22 protein-coding genes are annotated in these 24,487 nt (G+C 51.9%); 10 read left to right on the top strand and 12 right to left on the bottom strand.

Features of this window, described 5'->3' with window-relative positions:
• The first annotated feature begins 135 nt into the window (after positions 1–135).
• Positions 136–1,383 (top strand): MFS transporter, encoded by a 1,248-nt coding sequence (locus KJS57_RS10780; RefSeq protein ID WP_213654790.1) that lies wholly within the window; start codon positions 136–138, stop codon positions 1,381–1,383.
• A 548-nt stretch (positions 1,384–1,931) separates the two neighbouring features.
• Here the strand turns inward: KJS57_RS10780 and KJS57_RS26790 are convergent.
• The 5 genes from KJS57_RS26790 to KJS57_RS10755 form a co-directional block, all read right to left on the bottom strand.
• On the bottom strand, positions 1,932–2,207 hold the full coding sequence (locus KJS57_RS26790) for an RDD family protein (protein ID WP_213654789.1): 276 nt from the start codon (positions 2,205–2,207) through the stop codon (positions 1,932–1,934).
• 264 nt (positions 2,208–2,471) lie between these two features.
• Positions 2,472–3,374, bottom strand: a complete 903-nt coding sequence (locus KJS57_RS10770; RefSeq protein WP_213654788.1) for a hypothetical protein — start codon at positions 3,372–3,374, stop codon at positions 2,472–2,474.
• Positions 3,375–3,393: 19 nt separating this feature from the next.
• Entirely contained in the window at positions 3,394–4,482 is a 1,089-nt protein-coding gene (locus KJS57_RS10765) for a DNA glycosylase AlkZ-like family protein (protein WP_213654787.1), read from the bottom strand.
• A gap of 12 nt (positions 4,483–4,494) precedes the next feature.
• Positions 4,495–5,445 carry a helix-turn-helix transcriptional regulator gene (locus KJS57_RS10760; protein WP_213654786.1) on the bottom strand — a complete coding sequence of 317 codons (951 nt, stop codon included), beginning with the start codon at positions 5,443–5,445 and terminating at the stop codon, positions 4,495–4,497.
• Between the two features lie 608 nt (positions 5,446–6,053).
• Positions 6,054–6,251: a cold shock domain-containing protein gene (locus KJS57_RS10755; RefSeq protein WP_018750471.1), complete on the bottom strand. Its 198-nt coding sequence runs from the start codon at positions 6,249–6,251 to the stop codon at positions 6,054–6,056.
• A 245-nt stretch (positions 6,252–6,496) separates the two neighbouring features.
• On the opposite strand from KJS57_RS10755, the gene KJS57_RS10750 reads away from it, so the two are divergent.
• The 9 genes from KJS57_RS10750 to KJS57_RS10715 all read left to right on the top strand — a co-directional run bounded on the left by KJS57_RS10750 (position 6,497) and on the right by KJS57_RS10715 (position 16,225).
• Positions 6,497–6,730 carry a hypothetical protein gene (locus KJS57_RS10750; RefSeq protein WP_211021069.1) on the top strand — a complete coding sequence of 78 codons (234 nt, stop codon included), beginning with the start codon at positions 6,497–6,499 and terminating at the stop codon, positions 6,728–6,730.
• A 43-nt stretch (positions 6,731–6,773) separates the two neighbouring features.
• Positions 6,774–6,953, top strand: a complete 180-nt coding sequence (locus KJS57_RS10745) for a hypothetical protein (RefSeq protein ID WP_211021068.1) — start codon at positions 6,774–6,776, stop codon at positions 6,951–6,953.
• A gap of 207 nt (positions 6,954–7,160) precedes the next feature.
• Positions 7,161–8,951, top strand: coding sequence for an oligoendopeptidase F (pepF, locus tag KJS57_RS10740; RefSeq protein ID WP_211021494.1), 1,791 nt, complete (start codon positions 7,161–7,163; stop codon positions 8,949–8,951).
• A gap of 79 nt (positions 8,952–9,030) precedes the next feature.
• Positions 9,031–9,354, top strand: coding sequence for a LapA family protein (locus tag KJS57_RS10735; protein ID WP_211021067.1), 324 nt, complete (start codon positions 9,031–9,033; stop codon positions 9,352–9,354).
• Positions 9,355–9,386: 32 nt separating this feature from the next.
• Entirely contained in the window at positions 9,387–10,424 is a 1,038-nt protein-coding gene (locus KJS57_RS10730) for a M42 family metallopeptidase (RefSeq protein ID WP_211021066.1), read from the top strand.
• The gene (locus KJS57_RS10725; RefSeq protein WP_211021065.1) at positions 10,411–11,193 is read left to right on the top strand and encodes a hypothetical protein; all 783 of its coding nucleotides are present in this window, start codon (positions 10,411–10,413) and stop codon (positions 11,191–11,193) included. The genes KJS57_RS10730 and KJS57_RS10725 overlap by 14 nt, the downstream gene beginning before the upstream one ends.
• A gap of 312 nt (positions 11,194–11,505) precedes the next feature.
• Positions 11,506–11,988: a MarR family winged helix-turn-helix transcriptional regulator gene (locus KJS57_RS10720; protein WP_213654785.1), complete on the top strand. Its 483-nt coding sequence runs from the start codon at positions 11,506–11,508 to the stop codon at positions 11,986–11,988.
• 14 nt (positions 11,989–12,002) lie between these two features.
• Positions 12,003–12,683: a BadF/BadG/BcrA/BcrD ATPase family protein gene (locus KJS57_RS26685; RefSeq protein ID WP_306434216.1), complete on the top strand. Its 681-nt coding sequence runs from the start codon at positions 12,003–12,005 to the stop codon at positions 12,681–12,683.
• Positions 12,680–16,225, top strand: a complete 3,546-nt coding sequence (locus tag KJS57_RS10715; RefSeq protein WP_306434215.1) for an acyl-CoA dehydratase activase-related protein — start codon at positions 12,680–12,682, stop codon at positions 16,223–16,225. Before KJS57_RS26685 ends, KJS57_RS10715 begins: the two co-directional genes overlap by 4 nt.
• Positions 16,226–16,513: 288 nt before the next feature.
• Here KJS57_RS10715 and KJS57_RS10710 read toward each other — a convergent pair whose 3' ends face one another.
• The 7 genes from KJS57_RS10710 to hemE form a co-directional block, all read right to left on the bottom strand.
• Positions 16,514–18,517: an ABC-F family ATP-binding cassette domain-containing protein gene (locus KJS57_RS10710; RefSeq protein WP_213654784.1), complete on the bottom strand. Its 2,004-nt coding sequence runs from the start codon at positions 18,515–18,517 to the stop codon at positions 16,514–16,516.
• Between the two features lie 95 nt (positions 18,518–18,612).
• A complete protein-coding gene (locus KJS57_RS10705; RefSeq protein ID WP_213654783.1) occupies positions 18,613–19,446 on the bottom strand; it encodes a DUF92 domain-containing protein in 834 nt (277 codons plus the stop codon).
• Positions 19,447–19,448: 2 nt separating this feature from the next.
• Positions 19,449–20,093, bottom strand: a complete 645-nt coding sequence (locus KJS57_RS10700) for a fumarylacetoacetate hydrolase family protein (RefSeq protein WP_213654782.1) — start codon at positions 20,091–20,093, stop codon at positions 19,449–19,451.
• Positions 20,094–20,125: 32 nt separating this feature from the next.
• On the bottom strand, positions 20,126–20,857 hold the full coding sequence (locus KJS57_RS10695) for a glycerophosphodiester phosphodiesterase (protein WP_211021060.1): 732 nt from the start codon (positions 20,855–20,857) through the stop codon (positions 20,126–20,128).
• A gap of 34 nt (positions 20,858–20,891) precedes the next feature.
• Entirely contained in the window at positions 20,892–22,244 is a 1,353-nt protein-coding gene (locus KJS57_RS10690; protein ID WP_213654781.1) for a CapA family protein, read from the bottom strand.
• A 166-nt stretch (positions 22,245–22,410) separates the two neighbouring features.
• Positions 22,411–23,349: a ferrochelatase gene (gene hemH / locus KJS57_RS10685; RefSeq protein ID WP_213654780.1), complete on the bottom strand. Its 939-nt coding sequence runs from the start codon at positions 23,347–23,349 to the stop codon at positions 22,411–22,413.
• A 37-nt stretch (positions 23,350–23,386) separates the two neighbouring features.
• Entirely contained in the window at positions 23,387–24,454 is a 1,068-nt protein-coding gene (hemE, locus tag KJS57_RS10680) for a uroporphyrinogen decarboxylase (protein WP_213654779.1), read from the bottom strand.
• Positions 24,455–24,487 lie beyond the last annotated feature (33 nt).

Here is a 24,487-nt window from a genome sequence, read left to right as displayed (position 1 = left end):
GCCTATGCCTCACATTATACACAGAAGCGGCGCAGAATCTAAACCCTTTTTCAATAGACTATGCTATACTTATCACTATCTTTTGCATATGTCAGAGATTATTGCAAAATTATCGGAACGGAGTCTGCGAAATTTATGAGATCTTCTACATCGGCCCGGCCTGAGCTTCCATGGCTGCGGGCCTTTACTTTTACCATATTCGGTACGAGTGTCCTTGTTTCATCGTACTTCCCGCTTTTTTATTCCCAGTTGGGCTTCTCCAGCAGCCAAATCGGGCTTTTGTACGCACTTGGTCCCATGATATCCCTTGTAGCGAACTTGCTGTGGAGCGTCGCAAGCGACAAATACAGGACGATTAAAAAAATCATGCTCATTTTGCTGATCGGACAAATCATCATGAGCGCCGTGTTATCGGTATCCACCAAGTTTTCCGTCATCGTGCTCGTCATTACGATATTTTATTTCTTCTTTTACCCGGTATTTCCGTTGTCCGACACCATCGCCATCAACGCCGCCAAACGGCATAACAAGAACTTTATTACCGTTCGGATTTTCGGGTCTATCGGCTACGCGTTTTTCGCCCTGTTCATCGGCTATGTCCTCTCCGTGATCGGCTCCTCTCAAACGATGTGGGTAGCGATCGGGATCGCGGCCATCGCGCTGGCGATTACCTTGTTCATTAAAGACCAGGACAGCCCGGTCGCCAAAATGGACATGTCGGGGATCTGGGGCATCCTGAAGCAAAAAGAGCTGCTCTGGTTTTTCGGGTGCGTCTTCTCCCTGGCCATCGCCGTGCGGATGAACGATGCTTTTCTGACAGTTACGTTAAATAATCTGGGAGCCAGCGAGAACATCATCGGCTGGTCACAGCTCGCCTCCTCGATGTCGGAAATTCCGATCTTCCTGTTATTGAGCCTTTATGGGGAAAAAATCAAGGAGCTTCCGCTGCTCGTCTTTGCCAGTCTGATGTTCGCTACACGGTTCCTGCTGGTCGGCATTGCGGATTCGGCAGGCATGATCGTTGCGATTCAGCTGCTGCACAGCGTATCGTTCGGCGTATTCTATGTCACATCCATCCGGATGTTGACCCGGTTGATTCCGGACCATTACCGGGCAACAGGGATGGCCCTTTACACCATCGTCTGGTCGAGCGCCTCCGGCCTGCTGAGCGGCACCTTCGGCGGCGTCATCTTCGAAGAGTTCGGACGCCACAACTTCTACATCGTCGCCATGTCCTTCGCGCTGTTTGCCTCCCTCGGCTTTGCGAGCCGGTATTTCTATCGGGGCCCGCGGGTGAAGACAGTTACTGGGGCAGGGGTTCAGCTATCTGCGGCACAAGCGGCTACCGCCGCTTCGGCTGAGGAAGAGAGTGTGGGGAAGTAAGTTGCTGCTGATTGAGTTAGTTCCGCAAGTTCGCTAAATCGCTGTTCGCTAGTTCGCCTGGCTCTAACGGACACCACTGCCCTTAATCCCCCGTATTTTGCAGTTTTTCGATTCTAACGGACACAGCGGCCTCTAACCATCTGAATTGTAGGTGAAATTAGCTCATATCCACCATTTAAGGTCTCTGGTGTCCGTTAGATTTCAAAATACTCAAAAAAGCAGGCAGTAACGGCTCCTATGTCCGTTAGATGGGATGTAAAGCCTGAAGTACCGCGAAAGGCAATTAAAATATACTATTACCAAGAAAAAACCTTGAATTGCACTAGGCAAATCAAGGTTTCTCAATTTTATCTTTCGAAGATGAAATTCATCTTTATTAAGCGCTTTGTCCTCATACATCCCTTCCATTACTTACTACTACTCACTTCCAAATCACCTATCACCATTGTCTTCATTATCTTATCCGGTAGGCTTTGTTTATTTTTATTAAAAAGCATTAAAAACATAGGTACAAGAAATAACAAATCGACTATACGAGTGAGATCCCTTTAGAGAATTCGATATTTAGGCAATTCTTTGTTATTCAAACAAACAATTTTTAGCTTAAACAGAATTTTACCGATCAATCTACCGGCGATCAGATCCATTATAATAAAATATGAAATAATAATAATTGCATATGTAAGGGTAATAAAGATTTGACTTTTCATAATAAAGAAAAACTCAGGATTTGTAAACGTAAGTAATACTAATAAGGGAGCAAAAAGAAATCCCGATAAAACAACATCAATTTGAAAAGCAAGATATCTTTTTAAATAATACATTTTCCCACTCCTGTTTATTAAAACAATTTAGAGCGTGAAGGCTAGCTCCATGCCCATATACCCCAGTATTCAGACTCTTATAAACTTCTAGAGTATAAAGCTAGCCCTAGTCATACACCAAAAAATAAATCGTCCGAATAATACGTTCCTTCGCCATTAGATTCATGACTTCTAATGCCTATTTGAACAACAGCCTTAACCGCATTCTCTGTTCAAAAGAAGAACCCCTTGAGCCACAGCCTTAAGAGATTCTTCTTATAATTTTTAGATTCTCCCATATGCCTTCAGCGTCTTCAAATTTTCCACGGTCAGCCAGCCCCGCCATTCCTGGTGCCCGGCGGTACTGACGGCCGGAAACGAGATGTCCCATCCGCCGTCCTCCAGCTGATTGCCGATCATCCAGTCGAGATGCAGGTTAAGTTCCTCTGACTGAATCAACTTGGAAGCATAGGAGTCGGGAGACGGTGCATAATCCAGCACCTTGTGCACATAGCCTTCGGCGTGGGGGTTCTTCTCGATCCCGTTCGGACCGGCCAGCCATTCATCGAGCACCCTCCAATTCTTCCAACCCCGATCATCTGCTTCTAGCCCCTCCACATTCCCCAAGAAGGACATCCACTGAGCCGCATCATGATAATCGCCGGGGACAGAATCCTCGAGACAATTCCACAGGAAGGAGATATTTTTTGCGAACCAGTCTTCGTTCAAAAAATCGGTCCGTACTCGCTGTCCCAATAGCATTCCGATGATGCTGCCCGTAGGGTTGAGCGAAGGAATTCCATCTTGCTCCGTAGTCCACCACGGGGCATGGGGATAATCGTTGACCTTTGTCGTGGCTCTGGGAAATCCTCCATTGTCCAGCGTGATTCCTTTCAGATAGGAAAGCACTCCATCCATGATGTTACTATCCCAACCTTCGACTTCCTTGATGACCATTAAAGCCATCTCTGTCGTGACCGGTTGGCTTTGGGGACAGCGCATATCCGGCTCAAGCGCATTCCCGAAGCCGCCATCCGCATTCTGATAAGGACGTAGCGCATTCAACACCTGTTCTTTGCTTCCATTCTCGAAATGATAGGCAAAGCGCATCCGATCCAGCAGCCTAGCACTGCTATATATAAATTTGCGGGCTTGTTCAAGTACTTCCGGTGGTTTATTATCCGCCATTTCAACCCCTCTTTCACTATTAAAGTGGTATCCCATTGTATCTCAGTATCGCATGATGCTTCGAATCATAAACTTCCCTTACTGCCGAAATGGCTTCATCACGACGCGCCGCGACCTCTTCTTCCGGCAAATCCAGAATGATGTCTTCGATATCGTAGTCTTTGAATCCCCAATGACCGGTTACCGCACCCTGAAACACTCCGTCAACCAACAAGTACTGCAGTACTTCGCGGCCCTCGTATCGCTTCTTAAGCTCATCTAATTCGGTACGAACGAGAAAATCCGACTTGTCCAGCATCCATATTCTTTTCGGAACAGACGAAGGATCACTACCTGCGGCAAGCCGGTCAGTCAAAATAGGATCTCCCTCACAGATCACGCCTGTGCCCCAGCCTTCCACTTCGGTTCTAATCAATCGTCCCTGCTCCACAAGTCCTTCAACAAGAGCACGGATCTGCTTCCCCGTCCAGCCGCTCCAGCTTTTCATCTGGGCTTCCGTTGCAAACACCATAGCTTCCGTAAAACGCAGCACGACTTCTTCCATCGCTTGAAGGCGGCTCTCCGGATCTCCCGGAATTTCAAACCATTCCCCGGCAAAATCCAGCCAACCCGTATCCCAATCAGTATCGGTTTGCTGTTCGTAAAGGATAAACGCCTTTTGGAGTTCCTCCAGCGCTTTGCCGATATCTCCCGCCCGGTAAGGAAGCTCCTCTTTTAACTGGTCTTTGGACAATCCTCCCGATTCTTGAATCAGCGCCAAAATCTCTTGGTGGATATTCCCCGACCGGGTCATTTCTTTCTTGAACGCCGTCGCATACAGCTTCAAATCCTCCTCCAACACGTAAGCGATACGTCCGCCCTGAAAACGTGCCTTTACCAGTTCCCCCCGTTCCCGGATGGCCGACGATACCCCAAAATCAGGATAGACCGTACGATGAACGAGCCGAGGAGGGTCTCCCGGACGGGTAAAATGAACCGGAGCGACCGGTTGCAGCCTGCGGAACAAAGCCTTGTAAGCATCTTCATCCCCCGGACTGACGAGCGGGTGCGCAAGCCCCTGTCTTTTTAGCCGTTCAGCCAAAATAATGCCTTGCTTCCAATTCTCCAACCTGCTTCCTCCTTAAGCTTCGTATCTTTCCATCAGGTCCGTTGCCTGTTGCCTTAATAGGTCCCGCAGCAAGCGCGGTTCAAGCACCTCCGCATCCAAACCGAGACGAAAGAAAAAAGAAATCGCCCAATTCCATTCCGAAGGCGGGCAATCAAAGCCAACCTCCCATTCTTCGTCACTCGTCTGTCTGACAAAATGCCCGATGTCGGGATCCTGCTCCGCCTGAAGCGCTCCCCGATAAGTAAGCTTGGCGAGTATTCGAACCGCCTGTCCAGAGGATGCGTTACCGTTGCCAACGGATTCCTGCCGTGCCGCCGTACCTTCCAAACCCGCGGCTTCCTCAGGGGTCAACGCAGCCAACTCCTCGATCCGGTCTACCCGGAAGGTCCGCGTTTCTTCGTGCTGGTGAGAATAAGCCTCGCAATACCAAAAGCCGTGCGCCGCATAGATCCGGGCGGGACGTAAATCAAGATAGCGCCGGTAGTTTTGCGAACGGTACAGCACATGCAACCAGGCACCTTCTGCCGCATATTTCATCAGCGCATTTAAATGCGGAGTCCTTGTGGGGCGATTCGGCACTTCCAGACCGATATGCGCAAGCCAAGGCGCGATTTCACCTAAAGTTTGCTCCGGCAGAGCGGACCGGATTTTGTCCGTCACCGTCCATCTTGCCTGCTGAAACGGTCCGTCGCTGTATTTGGTCATCCCGTCCAAGGCAAGCAGCAGGGTCAGCGCCTCGTCGGCGGTAAGCTGTAGGGGCGCAAGCCGATAACCGTCCATAAGGCGATAGCCCCCTCCCGGACCGGATACGGCATACAGCGGTACCCCCATTTCAGATAGGGCCTGCATATCGCGCAGCACCGTCCGTTTGGATACCTCCAGCTTGTCCGCCAACGACTTCGCGGTCTCCGCCCGCTGTTGAAGCGCCATTACAATCGCCATCATCCGGTCCATTCGCTTCATTACTGTTCAGTTCCTCCCGATCAATTTCACCTTACCATGGCATTGGTGACAACTGGCTGTCACTAATTTTTGAAGGTTATTCCTAATACTCTTCTCCAATTATTTTCCGATTCCTTTTGAGGCTCGAAACAGATCCGCCAACGCGCCGGGCAGCAGCTCGGAGTCAATTTTTATGTACGGTTTGGATTTTTTCCAATAAAAAAGTTTAATTTAGCCGAACTCCGCGCTCTGGTTGGATAATTTCCAATAAAAATCCCGCAAATGCCTTTCTCTGCCGAAAATAACGCCTTTTCATTGGAATTTATCCAATGATCCCAACAGAGACCTGACTTAAGAGAATTCTCATTGGAAATTCTCCAATCACCCTAATCAATCACATCACTCCAAACACACCAATCACTCATATCACCCAAATCACTCCAATTGTTCCCCGGCACCGCGCCATTTCCAATCATCCACAACAATCTGCACCCATCTCAAACACCTTTTCACCCGCCATTCCAACGCTTCCGGTAGATGCAAAAAAAACACAGCCCAAAAGAGCTGTGTTCTTCATTATCGTGCTTGGAACCAAACTTTATAAGTGATCCGGTAACCCGGAAGAGGTCTTATAATTTGATTACGTTAGCAGCTTGAGGACCACGGTTGCCGTCAGTGATTTCGAACTCAACAGCTTGGCCTTCTTCTAGAGTTTTGAAACCGTCGCCTTGAATCGCGGAGAAATGAACGAATACGTCTTCGCCGCCTTCAACTTGGATGAAGCCATAGCCTTTTTCTGCGTTAAACCATTTAACTGTACCTTTCAAATGAACAACCTCCTAAAAATAATCGTCATCATTGACGAATACCCATATTATACTCTATGACCCATGACAATGCAACGTGTCATTTTCCCCAAACTTTCCCCGCCATTTCTTTCATGGAGTGCCTATAATCATTTGCTTTCCTTAAGGGGGTGAGTTATCATTTTACATAAAAATATTTCATTTAAGCAGAACAATCTGACATCTCGATTTTGCAGATTAAGACGCCAAAGATCGGAGCCATTGCCATGATCAAAAAACACGAAATATACAAAAGAGACAAGTGGAATATGATGACTGTGGAAGTACAGGGAAAATACATCATTTTACGCGAAATTTCCGACCAGTGGGGCGAAGAATCCCATACTTTTCTCAGCCGTCCGGCATTGATGCAATGGGCGCAGAACCGTTTTCCCAAGGAGGAATTCGCCGGCAAGGAAGAAGAATGGCATGACATCATGAACGCCTTCAAGCAGGTCTAAGCCCTGCACCGCGCCAAAAACACAAGAGAGATGGAGCCAAGTCATGGACAGTTCTAACCTGCTAATTTTCATTATTTGCGCGTTTGCATTGGGAGTCGTACTTATATTGACCAAGAACAGTATCCCTCCCAAGCTGCGGCGCGGCTATGCCATTGCTGCCCTCGTGATGGTCGTAATTGCGTTCTTTTTATTGGTTTACAGTTTTTATAATATGGGCCGGTGAAATGGTAAATAACAGCGGACGACAAAGGGTATGATAGGACAATGTCTCTATTTTTCAAGGGAGGTTTCCTATTTAAATATGCAAAGACCCCGTCTGCTCCATTTGCTGCTGACCGTTTGCGTCATGGCTACCGCCTTGCCGAGTGCGGCTGCAGCCGGTCATCCGGCAGCTGCCGGTTCAGTTTACCCAAACCAAAGGAGGATTCCGATGAGCACATTACCGAAACGTTCCGAAGTCCAAACCGAGAATACATGGAAGCTGGAAGACATGTTCCCTGATCAGAAAGCCTGGGACACGGCCCTTGAAGGACTGAAACAGCAGAAAAATAAAGTAGCCGATTACGAAGGCAAGCTGGATAATCCGCAGAGCGTCAAAGCTATTTTTGCCCTGGAGGATGAAATCTCGCAAAACCTGGAGCGGCTGTATGTGTATGCCCATTTGAACCATGACCAGGATACGACAAACCCTACATACCAGGCGCTGACGCAAAAGGCCAAGAAACTGAACGTGGAAATCGGCGAAGCGCTGTCCTTCATCACGCCGGAAATTCTTTCCCTGCCTGAGAGCGAGCTGGATGCCCTGATCGACAATCCCGAGCTGGCGGATTACAAATTTACGCTGCAGGAAATCAAGCGGGAAAAAGCGCATGTCCTGAGCAAAACCGAAGAGGCGTTGCTGGCCCAGGTCGGTAACTTATCGCAAGCGCCTCAGCATATTTTCGGCATGATCAACAATGCGGATATCAAGTTCCCGAAGATCGAGGACGAGAACGGAAAAGAAGTGGAGCTTACGCACGGCAGCTACATTCAATTCCTGGAAAATCCGAACCGCGATGTACGCCGCCGCGCCTTCAAAGCGGTCTACGAAACTTACGGCAAGCAAAAAAATACGATTGCGGCTACTTTGAGCGCCAACGTCAACAAAAACATGTTCTACTCCAAAGTACGCAAATATCCTTCGGTTCTCGAAATGTCCCTGTATGGCGACAACATTCCGAAGGAAGTTTACACCAACCTCATTGACACGGTGCACGAGAGCCTTCCGCTGCTCCACCGCTATATGAAACTGCGCAAAAAACTGCTCGGCGTCGACGAGCTTCATATGTATGACCTTTTTGCCCCTCTCGTTGAAGAGTATAAATGGGACATCACTTATGAGGATGCCAAAAAAATGGTGGAAGAGGGCTTGAAGCCGCTTGGGGATAACTATCTCAGCGTGCTGAAGGACGGCTTCGACAACCGCTGGATCGACGTTTACGAGAACGAAGGCAAACGGACCGGCGCTTACAGCTGGGGCGCTTACGGAACGCATCCATACGTGCTTTTGAACCATAAGGACAACTTGAACAGCATGTTCACGCTGGCCCATGAGATGGGTCATGCACTGCATTCGTATTTTTCCGACGAAGCCTTGAAGTACCGGGACGCGCAGTACACTATCTTCCTGGCGGAAGTAGCCTCGACGACGAATGAAGCGCTGCTGATGGATTACCTGCTTAAGCATTCGACCGATCCGAAGCAAAAAATGTACCTGCTCACCTATTACGCCGATCAATTCCGGACCACCCTGTTCCGGCAGACGATGTTCGCGGAATTCGAAAAGCTTATCCATGAACGGGCTGAAGCGGGCGAATCGCTCACGCCGCAGGAACTGTCTTCCATCTACTACGATCTCAACTTGAAATACCACGGTAAAGAGATGACCGTAGATCAGGATATCGAAATGGAATGGGCGCGGATTCCCCACTTCTATACGAGCTTCTATGTGTACAAATACGCCACCGGTTTCTCCGCGGCCACCAGCTTCTCGAAACAGATTCTGGAAGAAGGCCAGCCGGCGATCGACCGTTATCTCGGTTTCCTGAAGAGCGGCGGAAGCGACTATTCGATCAATATCCTGAGCAAGGCCGGCGTGGATATGTCCACCCCGCAACCGGTCCGCGAAGCGATGAGCGTGTTCGAAGACATCATTGAACAAATGGAGAACTTGACGAAATAAAGTAGGCTTTAACAGAGAATCCCTTGCTCCTTGCGGGCAAGGGATTTTATACTGTCATAAGAAGGAGGTGTTCCTCGTCATGAAAATTCAATGGTCCTTAATTTTAGCCATGGTTTTTGCGCTAATTACCGCAGTTTTCGCCGTAATCAATGTCGATCCCGTGCCCGTGAATCTGCTCTTCGGCTCGATCAGCCTCCCCTTGATCCTTTTGATCCTGGGCTCCACGCTGCTCGGCGGCATTATTGTCGGAGCCTTCGGCATTTATCGCGGCTACCGACTGCAAAGAGAAATAAAGACACTGAATGCAAAGCTTGTACATATCCAGGAGGCTACGGGGTATGTTTTTCCGGAACCCGCAACCGCGGCCGTACCGGCTGAAGATACGACTCCACTCCAAGACTAACTTACCTACACGAATTCATAGGAGGCTTATCCATGAACATTCAACCCAATGAGACTTATATTTTGGAATTACTGAAAAAATTGCTCGATACCCCCAGCCCAAGCGGATTTACCCGGGAAGTCATGAACCTGGTTCGCGAAGAAGCGGAAGCATTGGGCGTACCGTTCTCGCAAAATGAAAAAGGCGGAGCATTACTGACCTTGAAAGGCAGCGACTCTTCACGCAAGATCGCGATCAGCGCCCATGTCGATACGCTCGGAGCCATGGTCCGCGCCGTCAATTCGAACGGGACGCTTGCGATCACTTCCGTCGGCGGCTTTATGATGAACAGTATCGAGAACGAGTACTGCCAAATTCACACCCGCGGCGGCAAGGTCTACACCGGGACGATTCTGTCGTCCCATCCCTCCGTCCATGTATACAGCGACGCGCGGGACTTCAAGCGAGAGGAACGGAACATGGAGGTGCGTATCGACGAGCTCGTGGAGAGCAAGGACGATGTGCTGAAGCTGGGCATCTCGGTCGGGGACTTCATTTCCTTCGACGCCCGGGCGGTAATCACGCCTAGCGGCTATGTGAAGTCCCGCCACCTGGATGACAAGGCCAGCGTCGCCGCGCTGTTCGGCTTGCTGGAATCCAGCAAGCGCGAAGGCTGGACGCCGAAGCACGATCTTGTATTCCTCATCTCCAACTATGAGGAAGTCGGTCATGGGGCGTCCTGGATCCCGGACGGCGTCCATGAAATGATCGCCGTCGATATGGGCGCGATGGGCGATAACTTGAGCTGTAAGGAGACCGATGTCTCCATCTGCGCGAAAGACTCCACCGGTCCTTATGACTATGATATGACCGGCCGGTTGATCGAGCTGGCAAAAGGGCTGGACATCGCCTTTGCGGTGGATATTTATCCGCATTACGGCTCGGACGCTTCTGCCGCGCTCCACGGCGGCCATAACATCCGGGCCGCTCTGATTGGTCCGGGCGTGCATGCCTCGCACGCGATGGAAAGAACGCACAAGCAGGCGATTCTCAATACGACCAGACTGCTGGCCGCTTATGTTGCCGGCTAATGCTACGACGGTAAGAAGCCGCTGGCCCTTGGCAGCTTCGGCCGCGGCACTGCTCGCGTTATGTGTGATCGGGATGCTGGCCTGGGGACGGAGCTATTTGCTGCCCCACCCTTACACCTATCATAAGGCTATCGCTAGCAGCGGTCTCGAGATCCACGCAATGGCCGTAAAGCCTGAGCGGATCGAGCTTCGAGCCGCGGATCGGCCGCTGCGCGATTACCGTGTGTACGGTATCAACGGCGGCTTCTTCTACCAGGACACCGTTTTGTCTATCGCAGTGAACGGAGATGAGCCGGTGAAAGGACAGGCGGGCGAATACGGCTCCGGCTGGTTCAACGCCAAATACGCCCGCGGTACGTTGGTTTGGGACGAAGCAGCTGACAGATTCTCGGTCCAAGTCGCCTCGTCCGCCGACGAGCTGCAGGTGCAGGACCGCAGCCGGTATTTTGCCCAAGGCGGTGTCAGCATGAATCTGGGCGATGAGAACGCCTGGGAGGAAGCTATGCTCCGCGAGCATCTGCCTAACCCTGACGAACGGCGCCTCCGCTCCGGCCTCGTATACGACGACGCTGGGCTTCTGTGGCTGATCGTAACGCCGGACCGGTGTACCGCTGCCGAGTTTCGCTCGGCGATTCTTGAAGTGATTGCGCCCGGCTCCGCCAAAGAAGGTATTTTTCTGGACGGCGACGGCTCCGCTCAATTGAAATCCGCCGAAGTATCGCTGTACGGCGATTCACGAGATCTGCAGCAGATTATCGTGATCCATTGATAGCTATAACTCTGTAGCTGGCTCTCGGCTAATTGCTTGCTTAAACCGCTCGTTAAATCGGGCGGTTTTTTTGTATTCTTAATTGTCCTACCTAGGCCATTCTTCCAGGTTCGCTGTTCTGCTAAAACAGACAATCACTCCATGCATCTTCACTGCATGAACGGGCGGAAAAGAATTAACGATTCGTTCCCATCAAAATATATCCAGTTGTTATATATAACACAGCTTCTTGAATACCTAATTTGTTAAAGTTTGTATATAAAGCTTTATCATAAAACTTTCTTCGAACCCGAGAAAGGTCGTGTTTTTCACATGAATAACAGTGACCCTCCAGGCCAGGACGCCGTAAATGAAATTTGCGAGTCTACCTTGGCCATAGCCCATCATATGGGCCGATTATTTTTTAATGAAGGCGATTCAGTCTTGCCCAGCAAGTTCTTCATACTTCTGACGGTTTCCCGGGGCGGACCCTGCATGGTCACTCAAATCGCCGACCGGGTAGGCCTCTCTTCCAGTGCCAACACGATCGCGGTGAATAAACTGGTCAAGGAAGGTCTATTGAAGCGGGTCAAAGACAAACAGGACAAACGAATTTGCTGGATTGAAATCACCCCGGCCGGCCAATCGGCCCTGGCTGAAATGATCGAAAAACGCAACCTTGTATTTCAAAATATTCTAGATGATTTTTCGGATGAGCACCTGACTATATTTTTGAGGTCGCTGAGGGTGATTCAGGAGAAGTTTACTACGGGTTACACGCAGCACCCGCTGCAAATGCAAAGTCAATCTTTATGAGATTAGGTGAATAGATGCTGCTGCAAATCGGACTGGACATCGGATCGACAACGGCCAAAATAATCGCAATGCAACGGTCGGAAATTGTACATGAGCATTACATCCGCCATTATTCGGACATTCAGAACGCGGTTCTATCTCTTTGGGAACAATTGATGCGTTTACATCCCGATGCGGAAGCGACAGTCTGCATGAGCGGTTCGTCCGGCCTTTCCTTTTCGGAGCTTGCCGGGATTCCATTTCTGCAAGAGGTAGTCGCCTGCACGAAGGCCGTCAAGCTTCTGGCGCCTGAGACCGATACCGCCATCGAATTGGGCGGCGAAGACGCCAAGATTATTTATTTCCGCGGGGGCATCGAGCAAAGAATGAACAACGCCTGTGCCGGGGGCACGGGTGCGTTTATCGACCAGATGGCGGCCTTGCTGGAGACCGACCCGGCCGGGCTTAATGAACTGGCAAGCCGTTATGAGACGATCTACCCCATCGCTTCCCGATGTGGGGTATTCGCCAAGACGGACATTCAGCCACTGTTAAACGAAGGCGCACGGCGGGAAGATATCGCCGCCTCGATCTTCCAGGCCATCGTCAACCAGACGATCAGCGGGCTGGCCTGCGGCCGCCCGATTCGCGGCAAAGTGGCTTTACTTGGCGGCCCCCTGACGTTCCTGCCTATGCTCCGGGAGCGGTTCCCTTGACACTGGGCCTCGCAGAAGACGAGGTCCTCTTCCCCGAGCGCAGTCAATACTTCGTGGCTTTAGGCGCCTGTCTGCACAGCGCGAGTGGCGAGCAGCTTCCGCTGTCCGCTTGGTTGGAGCGGCTACAGGCCGTCAACTTTGCTGCCTCAGGCTCGTATGGCGGCGGCAAAGACCCGCTGCTCCCGCCCCTGTTCGCAAACCAAGCGGAGCTGGCTGCGTTCCAGCTGCGCCATGGCGCCGCATCTGCCGTACGCGCTGAGCTGGCAAACTACGAAGGTCCCTGCTTCCTCGGTATCGACGCCGGATCCACGACGACGAAGCTCGTCCTGACCGGCAGCGAGGATCAAATCCTGCATACGTTCTATGCAGGTAATAAAGGCAATCCCCTGGCTACCGTCCGGGAGGCTCTTAAAGAAATCTACGACATCCTTCCTGCCGATTGCTTCATAGCTCACGCGTACGTTACCGGCTATGGGGAAGGATTGGTTAAAGTCGCGTTCCGGATTGACGGCGGCGAAGTTGAAACCGTTGCTCACTATAAAGCGGCCTCTTCCTTTCTGCCGGGAGTCGACTTTATTCTGGATATCGGCGGCCAAGACATGAAATGCATCAAAATCCGAGGCGGCGCCATCGATACCCTGATGCTGAATGAAGCCTGCTCGGCCGGCTGCGGCTCGTTCCTGGAGAGCTTCGCCGGCACGCTCGGTCTGAACATCACCGAATTCGCCGACCAAGCGCTGCAGGCTAAAGCGCCCGTCGATCTCGGTTCCCGCTGCACGGTATTCATGAATTCCAAGGTCAAGCAGGTACAAAAGGAAGGTGCGACCCTCCCCGATCTTTCCGCCGGCCTCGCCTATTCCGTAATCAAGAATGCGCTGCAAAAAGTCATTAAAATCCGCAATCCCGAAGACATGGGAGAACGGATTATCGTACAGGGCGGTACCTTCATGAATGACGCGGTATTGCGTGCGTTTGAACAGCTTACCGGCCGGGAAGTGATTCGGCCCGATATCGCCGGCATGATGGGCGCTTACGGCTGTGCTTTGATCGCACGGACCGGCTACGCCGGGACCGGATCTAGCACAATTTTGTCGCGGGAAGCGCTGGATACTTTTGCTTGCGAGGTCTCTCATGCCAGATGCTATCTGTGCAGCAATAATTGCGCCATGACCGTAAGCCGGTTTCCCGACAAAAACTTCCATGTGACAGGGAACCGCTGCGAACGCGGGGCAACCCAGAAGATGGAGAAGAACGGGCTGCCGAATCTGACGGCCTACAAATATGACCGGATGTTCAGATATGCTTCCCTTGAGCCCGAGCAGGCCGTCCGAGGTACTGTCGGCATCCCGCGGGTGCTGAATCTGTTCGAGAACTATCCTTTTTGGCACACCTTCTTTACGAAGCTCGGGTACCGGGTAGTATTATCGCCGAAATCGACGAAAAAGCTGTATGAAAGCGGAATGGAGACGATCCCCTCCGAATCCGTCTGTTATCCTGCCAAGCTGGCGCACGGCCATATCCAGAGTCTGATTCGGAGCCGGGTGGACTTTATCTTTTATCCTGCCGTCGTATATGAGAAAAAGGAAGATGAATCCGCGGACAATCATTTTAATTGTCCTGTGGTGGCCAGCTACCCGGAGGTCATCCGTACGAATGTCGATGCGTTAAAAGAAGGCGGAACTCCGCTGGTTAGCCCCTTCCTCAATTTCGATTCGGAACCGGTGTTGCGCAAACGCCTGCAGGAGACGTTTCCGTTCATTCCAAAAGAAGAGCTGGCATCCGCGTTTGCAGACGCTTGGGAGGAAGCGGAACGGGCCAAGGACGACATCCGAGCTAAAGGTGAAGAAACACTCGATTATTTGCGAAGCACAGGGACTAAAGGTATCGTGCTTTGCGGACATCCGTATCACACGGACCCGGAAATCAATCATGGAATCGCCGAACTGATTACGGGAATGGGTCTCGCCGTGCTGACCGAGGATTCGATTTCCCATCTCGGCGAAGTGAAGCATCCGCTGCCAGTCGTTAATCAATGGACCTATCACGGAAGAATGTACCGGGCCGCCTATGTCGTTACAGAGCGGGAGGATCTGGAGTTGGTACAGCTTACTTCCTTCGGCTGCGGCATCGATGCGATCACCGCCGACGCGGTCCAGGAAATTCTGGAACGGGAAGGCAAAACGTTTACCCTTATCAAAGTGGATGAGATCAGCAACCTGGGAGCCGCGCGGATTCGGCTGCGCTCCTTACTTGCCGCCATGAAGGAACGGGAAACGGCTAAATCGCCACTGGACGGTATGCCTGCCCCGGTTCACCCGGCCTCTTTTACGAAGAAAATGAAAGATAGCTATACGATCCTGGCGCCGCAAGTTTCCCCGATTCATTTCGAGCTGTTCGAAACGGTGTTCCGGGAAGCCGGATACCGGCTTAAGGTGTTGAAGACGGCAAGTAAAGAAACGACGGAAGAAGGGCTCAAATTCGTCAATAATGACGCCTGCTATCCCGCCATCGTGACTATCGGACAAATCGTGGCCGCGTTAAAAAGCGGGGATTATGATCCGGACCGGACTGCGGTCATTTTGACGCAGACCGGAGGCGGATGCCGGGCCACCAATTATATCGGCCTCCTCCGCAAAGCTCTGAAGGAAGCGAAGATGGAGCAAATCCCGGTCATCTCGCTCAATGTTTCGGGACTGGAGAACCAGCCCGGCTTCAAGCTGAATCTAAAAATCATCAACCGGCTGATCGCCGCTTGCTGTTATGGCGATTTGCTGATGCGGCTGCTTTACCGCTTCCGTCCATATGAGCTCAATGCCGGGGATACGGAACTGCTGTTTCGCAAATGGATGAATTTATGCCGTCACTCGCTGCGGCGGTTTTCCTTTGCACAATATAAGGAGTATATTGCCACGATGGTTGAGGAATTCGAGGCATTGCCCCTAACCGGGAAGACTAAACCCCGAGTCGGCATCGTCGGCGAAATCCTCATCAAGTTCCATCCCGATGCCAACAACCGGCTCGTGGAGGTAATCGAGGCCGAGGGCGGCGAAGCGGTCGTGCCGGATTTTCTGGATTTTATGTTCTACTGCCTGTATAACCCGATTTACAAAGCCGATCAGCTCGGCAAGAGCAAAATGCTGGGACTGGTCAATCCGATGGTGATCGGCTATCTGGAAATGTACCGCAAGCCCGTAAAAAAAGCGCTTGAACATAGCCGCTTCCTCACGCCTCCTGAGAGTATCTATGATCTGGCGGATAAAGCCAGCCGGCTCGTATCCGTCGGGAACCAGATGGGAGAAGGCTGGTTTCTGACCGCCGAAATGATGGAACTGCTGGATCACGGCGTCAACAATATCGTCTGCATTCAACCGTTCGCCTGCCTGCCGAATCATATTACCGGCCGCGGCATGGTCAAGGGCCTGAAGGAAATGTATCCGGATGCGAACATTGCCGCAATCGATTACGATGCCGGCGCCAGCGAGGTCAACCAGATCAACCGGATCAAGCTGATGATGTCGATTGCGAACGGCGTGTTGTGCTGAGACAACAAAACCGCCCCCAAAATCCATAGTGGATCCGGGGGCGGTTTTAATCTAGGGTCATGATTAAGGGACAAAACGGGTCTTATTGGGCCTTGAATGCCGCATTACGCCTAAAATAAGGGACATGAGGGGCCCTATTTCCTAGGTTTATATAAAAACAGCCTGTTTTCGCGATTTCCCTATTAATAAGAACCTAAAAAGCCCTTATTTCTCTCTGAAAGCTCAATATAATGAGAATAACGCCCTAAAAGTCCTTATCCACAGGTCATCGGGATTACAATGAAACGCCTACCCGTTCCGCTGACTGTCTATTTTCTCGGCCAGCTCGTTCAAATAGGCCCAGCGGTCCATCAGCCGCTCCAGCTCCGCTTCGGCTTCCTGCTGCTCCTGCATCAGTTCCTGCAGCTTGACCGCGTCGCTCACTGCGGCTGCCATCCCTTCCGTAATTGCAGTCAGCCGCTGTTCTGCGGCTTCCACCTTCTCGTCGATCGTCTCATATTCCCGCTGCTCATTATAACTGAACTTAAGCTTCTCGCCGCGGGCCGGATCTTTACTGCTTCCAGCGGTTGAAGCGGATACAGCGCCGGAAGAACTGTCCGCACCTCCTGCGTTCTTGCTATCCGCCGCCTTGCCCGCCAGACTCTTGCCGCCAGCAGCACCGGACGATAAGCCAGGATTCACCACGTCTTTGCCAGCCGCCTGCAATCGCTCCTCATAGTCGCTATAATCCCCGACATGCACGGCTACTACGCCGCCGCCCTCGAACGCCATAATCTTATCGACCGTACGGTCAAGGAAATACCGGTCATGGGATACCACGAATACGGCGCCCGGAAATTCGTCCAAGTAAGCTTCTAGGACGGTCAGAGTTTGAATGTCCAGATCGTTAGTCGGTTCGTCCAGCAACAGCACGTTAGGGGCGCCCATCAGGACGCGGAGCAAATACAGACGCCGCTTCTCTCCCCCGGACAGCTTCGCAATCGGAGTCCACTGCATGGCCGGCGGAAACAAGAACCGCTCCAGCATCTGAGCCGCAGTAATCCGCGAGCCGTCTGCGGTTTCCACAACCTCGGCTTCCTCCTTGATATATTCAATCACCCGCTGCTTGCCGTCCATCTCCTGATGCTCCTGGGTGAAATAACCGAGCTTTACCGTCTGGCCGAGCTCGATTTCCCCCGCATCCGGCTGAATCCGACCGGCGATCATGTTGAGCAGCGTGGATTTCCCGCTGCCGTTCGGACCGACGATGCCGACACGGTCACCAGGGACCGCCGTATAGGTCAACTCACCGATCAAAAGCCGTTCCCCGGCGGATTTGCGCAGCCCGGAAATCTCCAATATTTTTCGTCCCAGCCGGGTCGAAGCCACGGAAATATCAAGCGAATTGCTCTTGAATTCCGTTTTCATATTTTGCAGCTTCTCAAAGCGTTCGATCCGGGCCTTTTGCTTCGTCGAACGAGCCTGAGCGCCGCGCCGGATCCAGGCCAGCTCGTTCCGCAGCAAATTCTGGCGCTTCTGCTCCGAGGCCGCTTCGCGCTCCTCGCGTTCGCTCTTCAGCTCCAGAAAGCGGCTGTAATTCGCTTCGTAGCGGAACAAACGGCCATGATCCAGCTCTAACATGACATTGCAGACCCGGTCCAGGAAATACCGGTCATGCGTGATCAGCAGCAGCGCGCCGCGCCGTTTCTGAAGGAACGATTCCAGCCAGGCGACCGAATCGTTGTCGATATGGTTGGTTGGCTCGTCCATAATCAGCAGCTCCGAAGGAACGATGAGCGCGGACGCCAGAGCGACCCGCTTGCGCTGTCCTCCGGACAATTCGCCCATTTTTCGGCCGAAGTCGGTAATTCCGAGTCTGGACAACACGCTTTTGGCGTCGCTCTCCAGGCTCCAGACCTGTAGCCGGTCCATTTCCTGACTCAGCTTCGTCACTTTGGCCTGAAGACCCTCATCCGTCGGCAGCAAGTCCAGCTCCTCCATTGCCTCCATGTAAGCGGAGACGACCTCCAGCTCGGGACCGCCGTTTTGGAACACCCCGCGTAATACGGTGATACCCGGATCAAATTCGGGGTTCTGGGATAAAAAAGTAATCCGAGTGTCCCGGTTTACCGAAACCCTGCCTTCATCGGCTGGTTCCAACCCGGCAATCACGCGGAGAAAAGTGGATTTCCCCGTACCGTTGACCCCGATTACGCCGATTTTGTCATGCTCATCCATGCCGAACGAGGCATCCTGAAACAGAACCTTTTCGCCATAGCTTTTCGTTAGATGTTCCACAGTCAATATATTCATTAAGTTTTACCTACTCTCTAAGCCATTTAAGAGGTTGTCCAAAAAAATATCCTTTGGTCCGAAATGCTTCGGGTTCTAGGACAGTCTACGGCTAATTATATCAAAAGCGCGGAGGCAAGTCCCCAAGCAATCAGGCCTGCGGCAAGGGAGCTGAGCATATTCACCGCATCATTGCTCATCCAGCGCAGTCCCCGCAGTGGTACGGTATCGACCCCGCAATGCTTGTCCACCTCCACGCTCTTTCCGCATACCGGACAGCGGTTCATCCGCTGGATGGTCGCGCCGAGCAGGGAGTCGGCAAACGCGCCGGCAAAGCCTGAGATGCCGCCAACGATAAGCCACTGCCACAAGGACAGGGCGGGTAGCACGGACGTTCCGGTGCTTGTCCCGCCGGTCCAACGCAGCAGCAGCCAGGCGGCCCCGCCGATCAGCATCGCGCCGGCCAGTGAGGCGGTGCTGCCAAGCAGCGATACCCCTCCGGAAGTTCCGGCGGGCAGCTGCCTCCAGGTCAGCACCGACCGCGGGAGCTTGCGGCTAAGCCCGCCCCATTCGGTCGCCCACGTATCCGCGGTGACCGCTGCCATGGTGCCTACGAATAGATAGGCCCAAACAGGATCGGGCCAAATCGCATTGCCGATACAGGCAAGCATCCCCAACCCGCCGTTGGCAAACACTTGTCCAGCATCCCGCCTGCCGCTTTTGGCATAGGATTTCTCCAGTTCCCGCTTCCGCTCCCCGCGGAATTTGGAGAATATCGAAGACGTAATGAAGAACAGCAGCAAAATACCGAACCAGAACAAATCGCCCGCCCCGTAATATACCATCCCCATTATAGTGGCGGCGATCATGCCCGATAAGGAAAGGGACGATTTACGGTAAGCGGCCGTAGAGACCAAAAGGGCGCCTAGCGCCCCTATGATCCAGTCCATCATCATTGTTCTGCCCGGGGACCCGCCGAAACTTCAAAGCTGCCCAGCACCTTGGTTCCGTAAGCAATTTCAAAACGGTCTCCTTGGTACACAGGCCCCACCCCTTCCGGAGTTCCCGTGAAGATGAGATCCCCTTCATCCAATCCATATCTGTCGGCTATATAATCCACGATTTGCTGCAGCGAAAAAATCATATTCTTAATATTTCCGCGCTGTACCAGCTCCCCGTTTTTCCGCAACGTGAAATCTTCTCCGGCTGTTCCTTCGGCTCCGGGAAAAGCGATGTAAGGCGTAATCGGAGCGGAATTTCTAAATCCTTTGGCCGCCGTCCAAGGCTGCCCCTTTTTCTTCAATTCGCTCTGTACATCGCGCAGCGTGAAATCGATGCCGAACGCCATTACATCCACCAGCTCGTCCACGGTCATGCCGGATTCATACCGTCTGCCGATCCGCAGGACCAGCTCGGTTTCATAATGAACTTCTCCGCGGTTCTCGGGGAGCGCCAGCCCGGCACCCTCCATCGAAACTACCGCATGGGAAGGCTTTAGAAAAATCATCGGCTCGGACGGCACTTCATTGCCGAGCTCCTCGGCGTGCAGCCGGTAATTGCGTCCAACACAATAGACGTTCGAAATCATTTTATTCATTCATTAAGCCTCCTGGATTCCTGGTCAATAGTTCAGTTTTCTATTATTGCCTTGCGCCATACATCGGGCCGGTTCGTGCAGAGAAGTATATCGCCGTGCATGGCGGCCACCCGCCGCATTCTACGGACATCATCCATCGTCCAGGCCATGACCTCAATACCGCGTCTGGCGGCCTTGCCGGCGATCTCGGCCGTTAAATATCGATGATTCATGGACAAGAATGAACATTGAAGCATCTGCAGCCTTAGCAGCACATCCCTCGCCTTGCCGTTGACAATCAGGCCTGTACGGATTCCCCGGCCGATCTCTTTGATCTTGGCCAATATTCGCGGCTCGAAAGAGGTTAGAACGACATCCTGCTCCATGCGCCGTTTCCGAACGGCTGAAATAATCTTCTCTTCAATGCCGGGATACAGGTTGCCCTGGGTTTTCACTTCGATATTCGCTTGCAACCGGCCTTTGATTTTATCCAGAAATTCATCCAGACTGATCAGTTTCTCCCCGGTATATGCCTTGGACTTCCATCGGCCGGCGTCCAGTCTTTGCAGCTCTTCCCATGTTTTGTCCTTGACCGGCCCCCGCCCGTTGGTAGTACGGTTTAACGTGAAATCATGAATCAGCAGGGGCACGCCGTCCTTAGACAGCTGGACATCAATTTCAATCCACCCAACATAAGGCTGCTCCATCGCGAGAGAGACGGCAGCCATTGTATTCTCCGGCGCAATTCCCGAAAATCCACGGTGCGCAACGCAAAGGTTGGACACACAACCACGCTCCCTCCCTGCTGTATTCTATGGTTCAGGTATTGTCTGCCTTCGCTTCGCCCGATGCTCCGATCGAAATTCCGGGTGAGAAGCTCTCTACCTCTTTAAACAATTTACTACCTTCCTCATCACTCATCGGAATTGGTTGCCCAAGCTCCGTTTTGTAAGGAATCAGCTTCAGGTCACAATCGCCTCCACGCGTGCATTCCGCAGCAAAAACGGCGGTTTCCCAAGTTTTCGGATCCTTCGATTTCGTAAAAATAAAGTTCCCCGTGCTGTAAGCGATCCATTTTCCTTTATATTTCTCAAGTCCCTGAAGCACATGCGGATGGCCGCCAACAACCAGATCAGCGCCGGCATCGATAAATTCCCGGGCCAGCGTCGTTTGATGCTCCTCCAGCTTCGTTGTACGTTCCTTACCCCAATGAACAACGACAAACACAAGGTCGGCATTTTGACGTGCCGTCTGAATGGCCTTCAGAGCCTGTTTGGAATCGTACACGGCCGCTACGCCAGGGTTCTTTCCCGCTACCCAATGCGACTCGGGAATCACTCTTGTGTAGCCGCAAAGCGCAATTTTAATCCCTTTTCGCTCAATATAGACCGGGGCATACGCATCCGTGCTATTCTTCCCCGCTCCGACGTAATGCAGCTTGCTCTCCTTCAAATGATCTATCGTATCCAGCAGACCTTCCACACCCTGATCAAGAATGTGGTTGTTGGCCAGGTTTACAGCCTCCACTCCCGCTTTGGCCAGCTCCGGCAGCGCCTGGGGCGACGATTTGAACACGAACTGTTTGTTCTCGGCCGCCGTACCTCGTTCCGTCACCGGCGTTTCCAGGTTCACGACGCTGAGATCATCGTTCAGAAACAGATCTTTCACATAACGATAAGGGTAATCATACCCTTCCTTTTGCAGTTTCTCCGCCACTTTGCTGGAAAAGATCGTATCCCCCGCAAAATGAATGAGAAGCCGTTCATCGGGATCGGTATTTTGCACCGGATCCGGATCCTGAGTCTCATCCCGCTCTATTTCCTGCTGTCCGCTATTACCGGTTCGATTCCCTGAATCGTCAGGCTCCGCCGCTGGGTCTGAACCGTCAGGTTTCTGCACAGTGTTATTAGCGTCTGGCGATTGATTTCCCTGGTCCGGAATTTGGTTGCCGGCCTCTCCGCCTTTGCCGTTGTCACCATTTACATCAGACGAATAGTCCGCATTTCCCGAATCGGGACTGCCTTGCTTCGTAAGATCAGATAAATAAAAATAAGTGCCCAAAACAACGATGATCAGAATAAGCGATACGTTCAGGCCAAGCCAAAAACGGCTCTGGTTCCGCCCCTTATCCTTTTTCTTCTTGCTGTATTTCTCCGAACGTGGTGGGTACATGTTTAACTCCTTTTTCCCTCATACTCTCCTTGCTTCTTGAACATGATTGATTTTATTATATCAGGTAACCTGAAATAAATAGAACCCCTCGCCTATTTTAAGCGAAGGGTACCTTGGGGCCTAGTCGGTTAGGACGACTTCGGCCTGATAAGCCGATATTTAATTTCTACTCTTTACGCAATTGAAAAATCACATCGCTGAGCGTTTCCATATACAATGGATCGGTGTTCAGCGAATCGATCCGCTCCAGCCTCATGTCGAGTTCTTTTGCGATCGCTTTGGCTTCAATGTCGAGATCGTAAAGAACCTCAAGGTGATCCGATACGAATCCGACCGGAGCTACCAGGACGTCCTCGACTTGCTCCAGGCTCAAAGAGCGGAGCGTGTCCAGAATATCCGGCCCAAGCCAAGGCTCTGCCGTACGTCCCGCGCTCTGCCACGTAAACTGCCAGGAGGTCACTCCAGCCCGTTCAGCTACCGCTTTTGAAGTTTCCAGCAGCTGGTCCTGATAAGGATCGCCCATTTCGAGGATCTTTGCAGGCAAGCTGTGCGCACTGAACAAGACTCTGACTTTCTCCCGCTCCGCCCCGGCTTCCACGAACAAATCCAATTTGCTCGATACTCTTGCGGCCAACGATTCAATCAGCTTTGGATGCAAATGATAGCTGCGGACGAATTTCATGGCGATTCCGGCTTCGGCCGCTTTCGCCTCGGCCCGCTTGATATAACCGCCGATACTCATCACCGAGTAATGCGGTGCCAGCACGATGCCGATCGCCTCCGTAATGCCGTCGCCGGCCATAGCCTCCACTCCGTCTTCGATAAACGGGCGGGCATGCTTCAATCCTTGGTAACAAACGAATTCCTGCTCTGCGTAAGGATTTAAACGGTTTAGCGTGTCCTGCAGCGCAGTCACCTGATTATCCGTGTTAGCGCGAAGCGGGAATACGCCTCCGACAATCGCCTCATAACGGTCCTTCAGTTCCTTCAGCTGTTCCGCGGTCGGCGGATTCCCCCGACGAATATGCGTGTAATAAGGTTCTACCTGGTCCAGACTTTCCGGTGTGCCATAGGACATCACCAATACACCGATTTTTGTCTTCATGGTCTTCTTCACCTCAATAAGTTCGTGTCATGAGTTCTCAAGAGTTCAATTGAATATGATGACGCTGAGAAATGACTTGCTCCGAGTACTCGTGTACAAAGTCAGTCAGTTCTCTAAGCTTCTCGAGCGATGCTTCCGGGAACAATCCGTGGCCGAGATTGAATATGTATCCGGGAGCTTCAAGTCCCTGATTAATCAATTCTTTGGCATACTGTTTAATGGTGTCCATAGGTGCGGTCAAAATATACGGGTCCAGGTTCCCTTGAACGGCAAACTTCTCCCCGATGCGCCGGCGTCCTTCCGTAATGGATACCCGCCAATCGAGACCGATGACATCGGTCTGAAGTTGGGTCAGCGTCGGCAACAGTTCTCCGGAACTTACGCCTGGAAAATATATTTTCGGTACATCCAAATCGCCAAGTTCGGCAAAAATACGGGTAATCGTCGGCAGCACAAACCGTTCAAAATCCTTCGGAGCAAGCGCCCCGACCCAGCTGTCAAACAGCTGGAACGCTTTCCCGCCACTCTTGACATGGGCTCGCAAGTAAGTGATGACCATATCGCCGAGCTTGCCCATCAGCTTGTCCCATAATTCCGGTTCCCCGTACATCAGGCTTTTCGTGCGGATATAGCTTTTCGAAGGTCGTCCTTCGATCAGATAGCTTGCAATCGTAAACGGAGCACCGGCAAAAGTGATTAACGGCACTTCAAGCTCCCGATCCAAAATAGCGATCGTTTCCAGGATATGCGAGAGATCCTTCTCGACATCGATCGGCTTCAAGCGGTCAATGTCCTCCTTGGAACGAATCGGATTGTCGATAACCGGCCCGATATTCTTGACGATGTCAAAGTCAATGCCCAGCGAGGCTACGGGATTCATAATATCCGAATATAAAATAGCGGCATCCACGCCCAGCTTACGTACGGGCATCATCGTAATTTCCGCTGCCAGTTCAGGCTGCCGGCAAATTTCGAGCAGACTGTATTTTTCTTTGACTTTACGATATTCGGGATCATATCTACCCGCCTGGCGCATGTACCATACAGGGAGACGATCCACCTCCTGCCTTTGACAGGCTCGGATGAACCGATCATTATAAGCCACGTTTACAGGCCTCCTATACTAAAATCTCTAATA

Origin of the sequence: Paenibacillus vini (assembly GCF_018403325.1) — a bacterium.
Classification (GTDB): Bacteria; Bacillota; Bacilli; order Paenibacillales; family Paenibacillaceae; genus Fontibacillus; species Fontibacillus vini.
The sequence above is the reverse complement of the archived record's forward strand: the minus strand, read 5'-3'. Positions and strand labels throughout refer to the sequence as shown.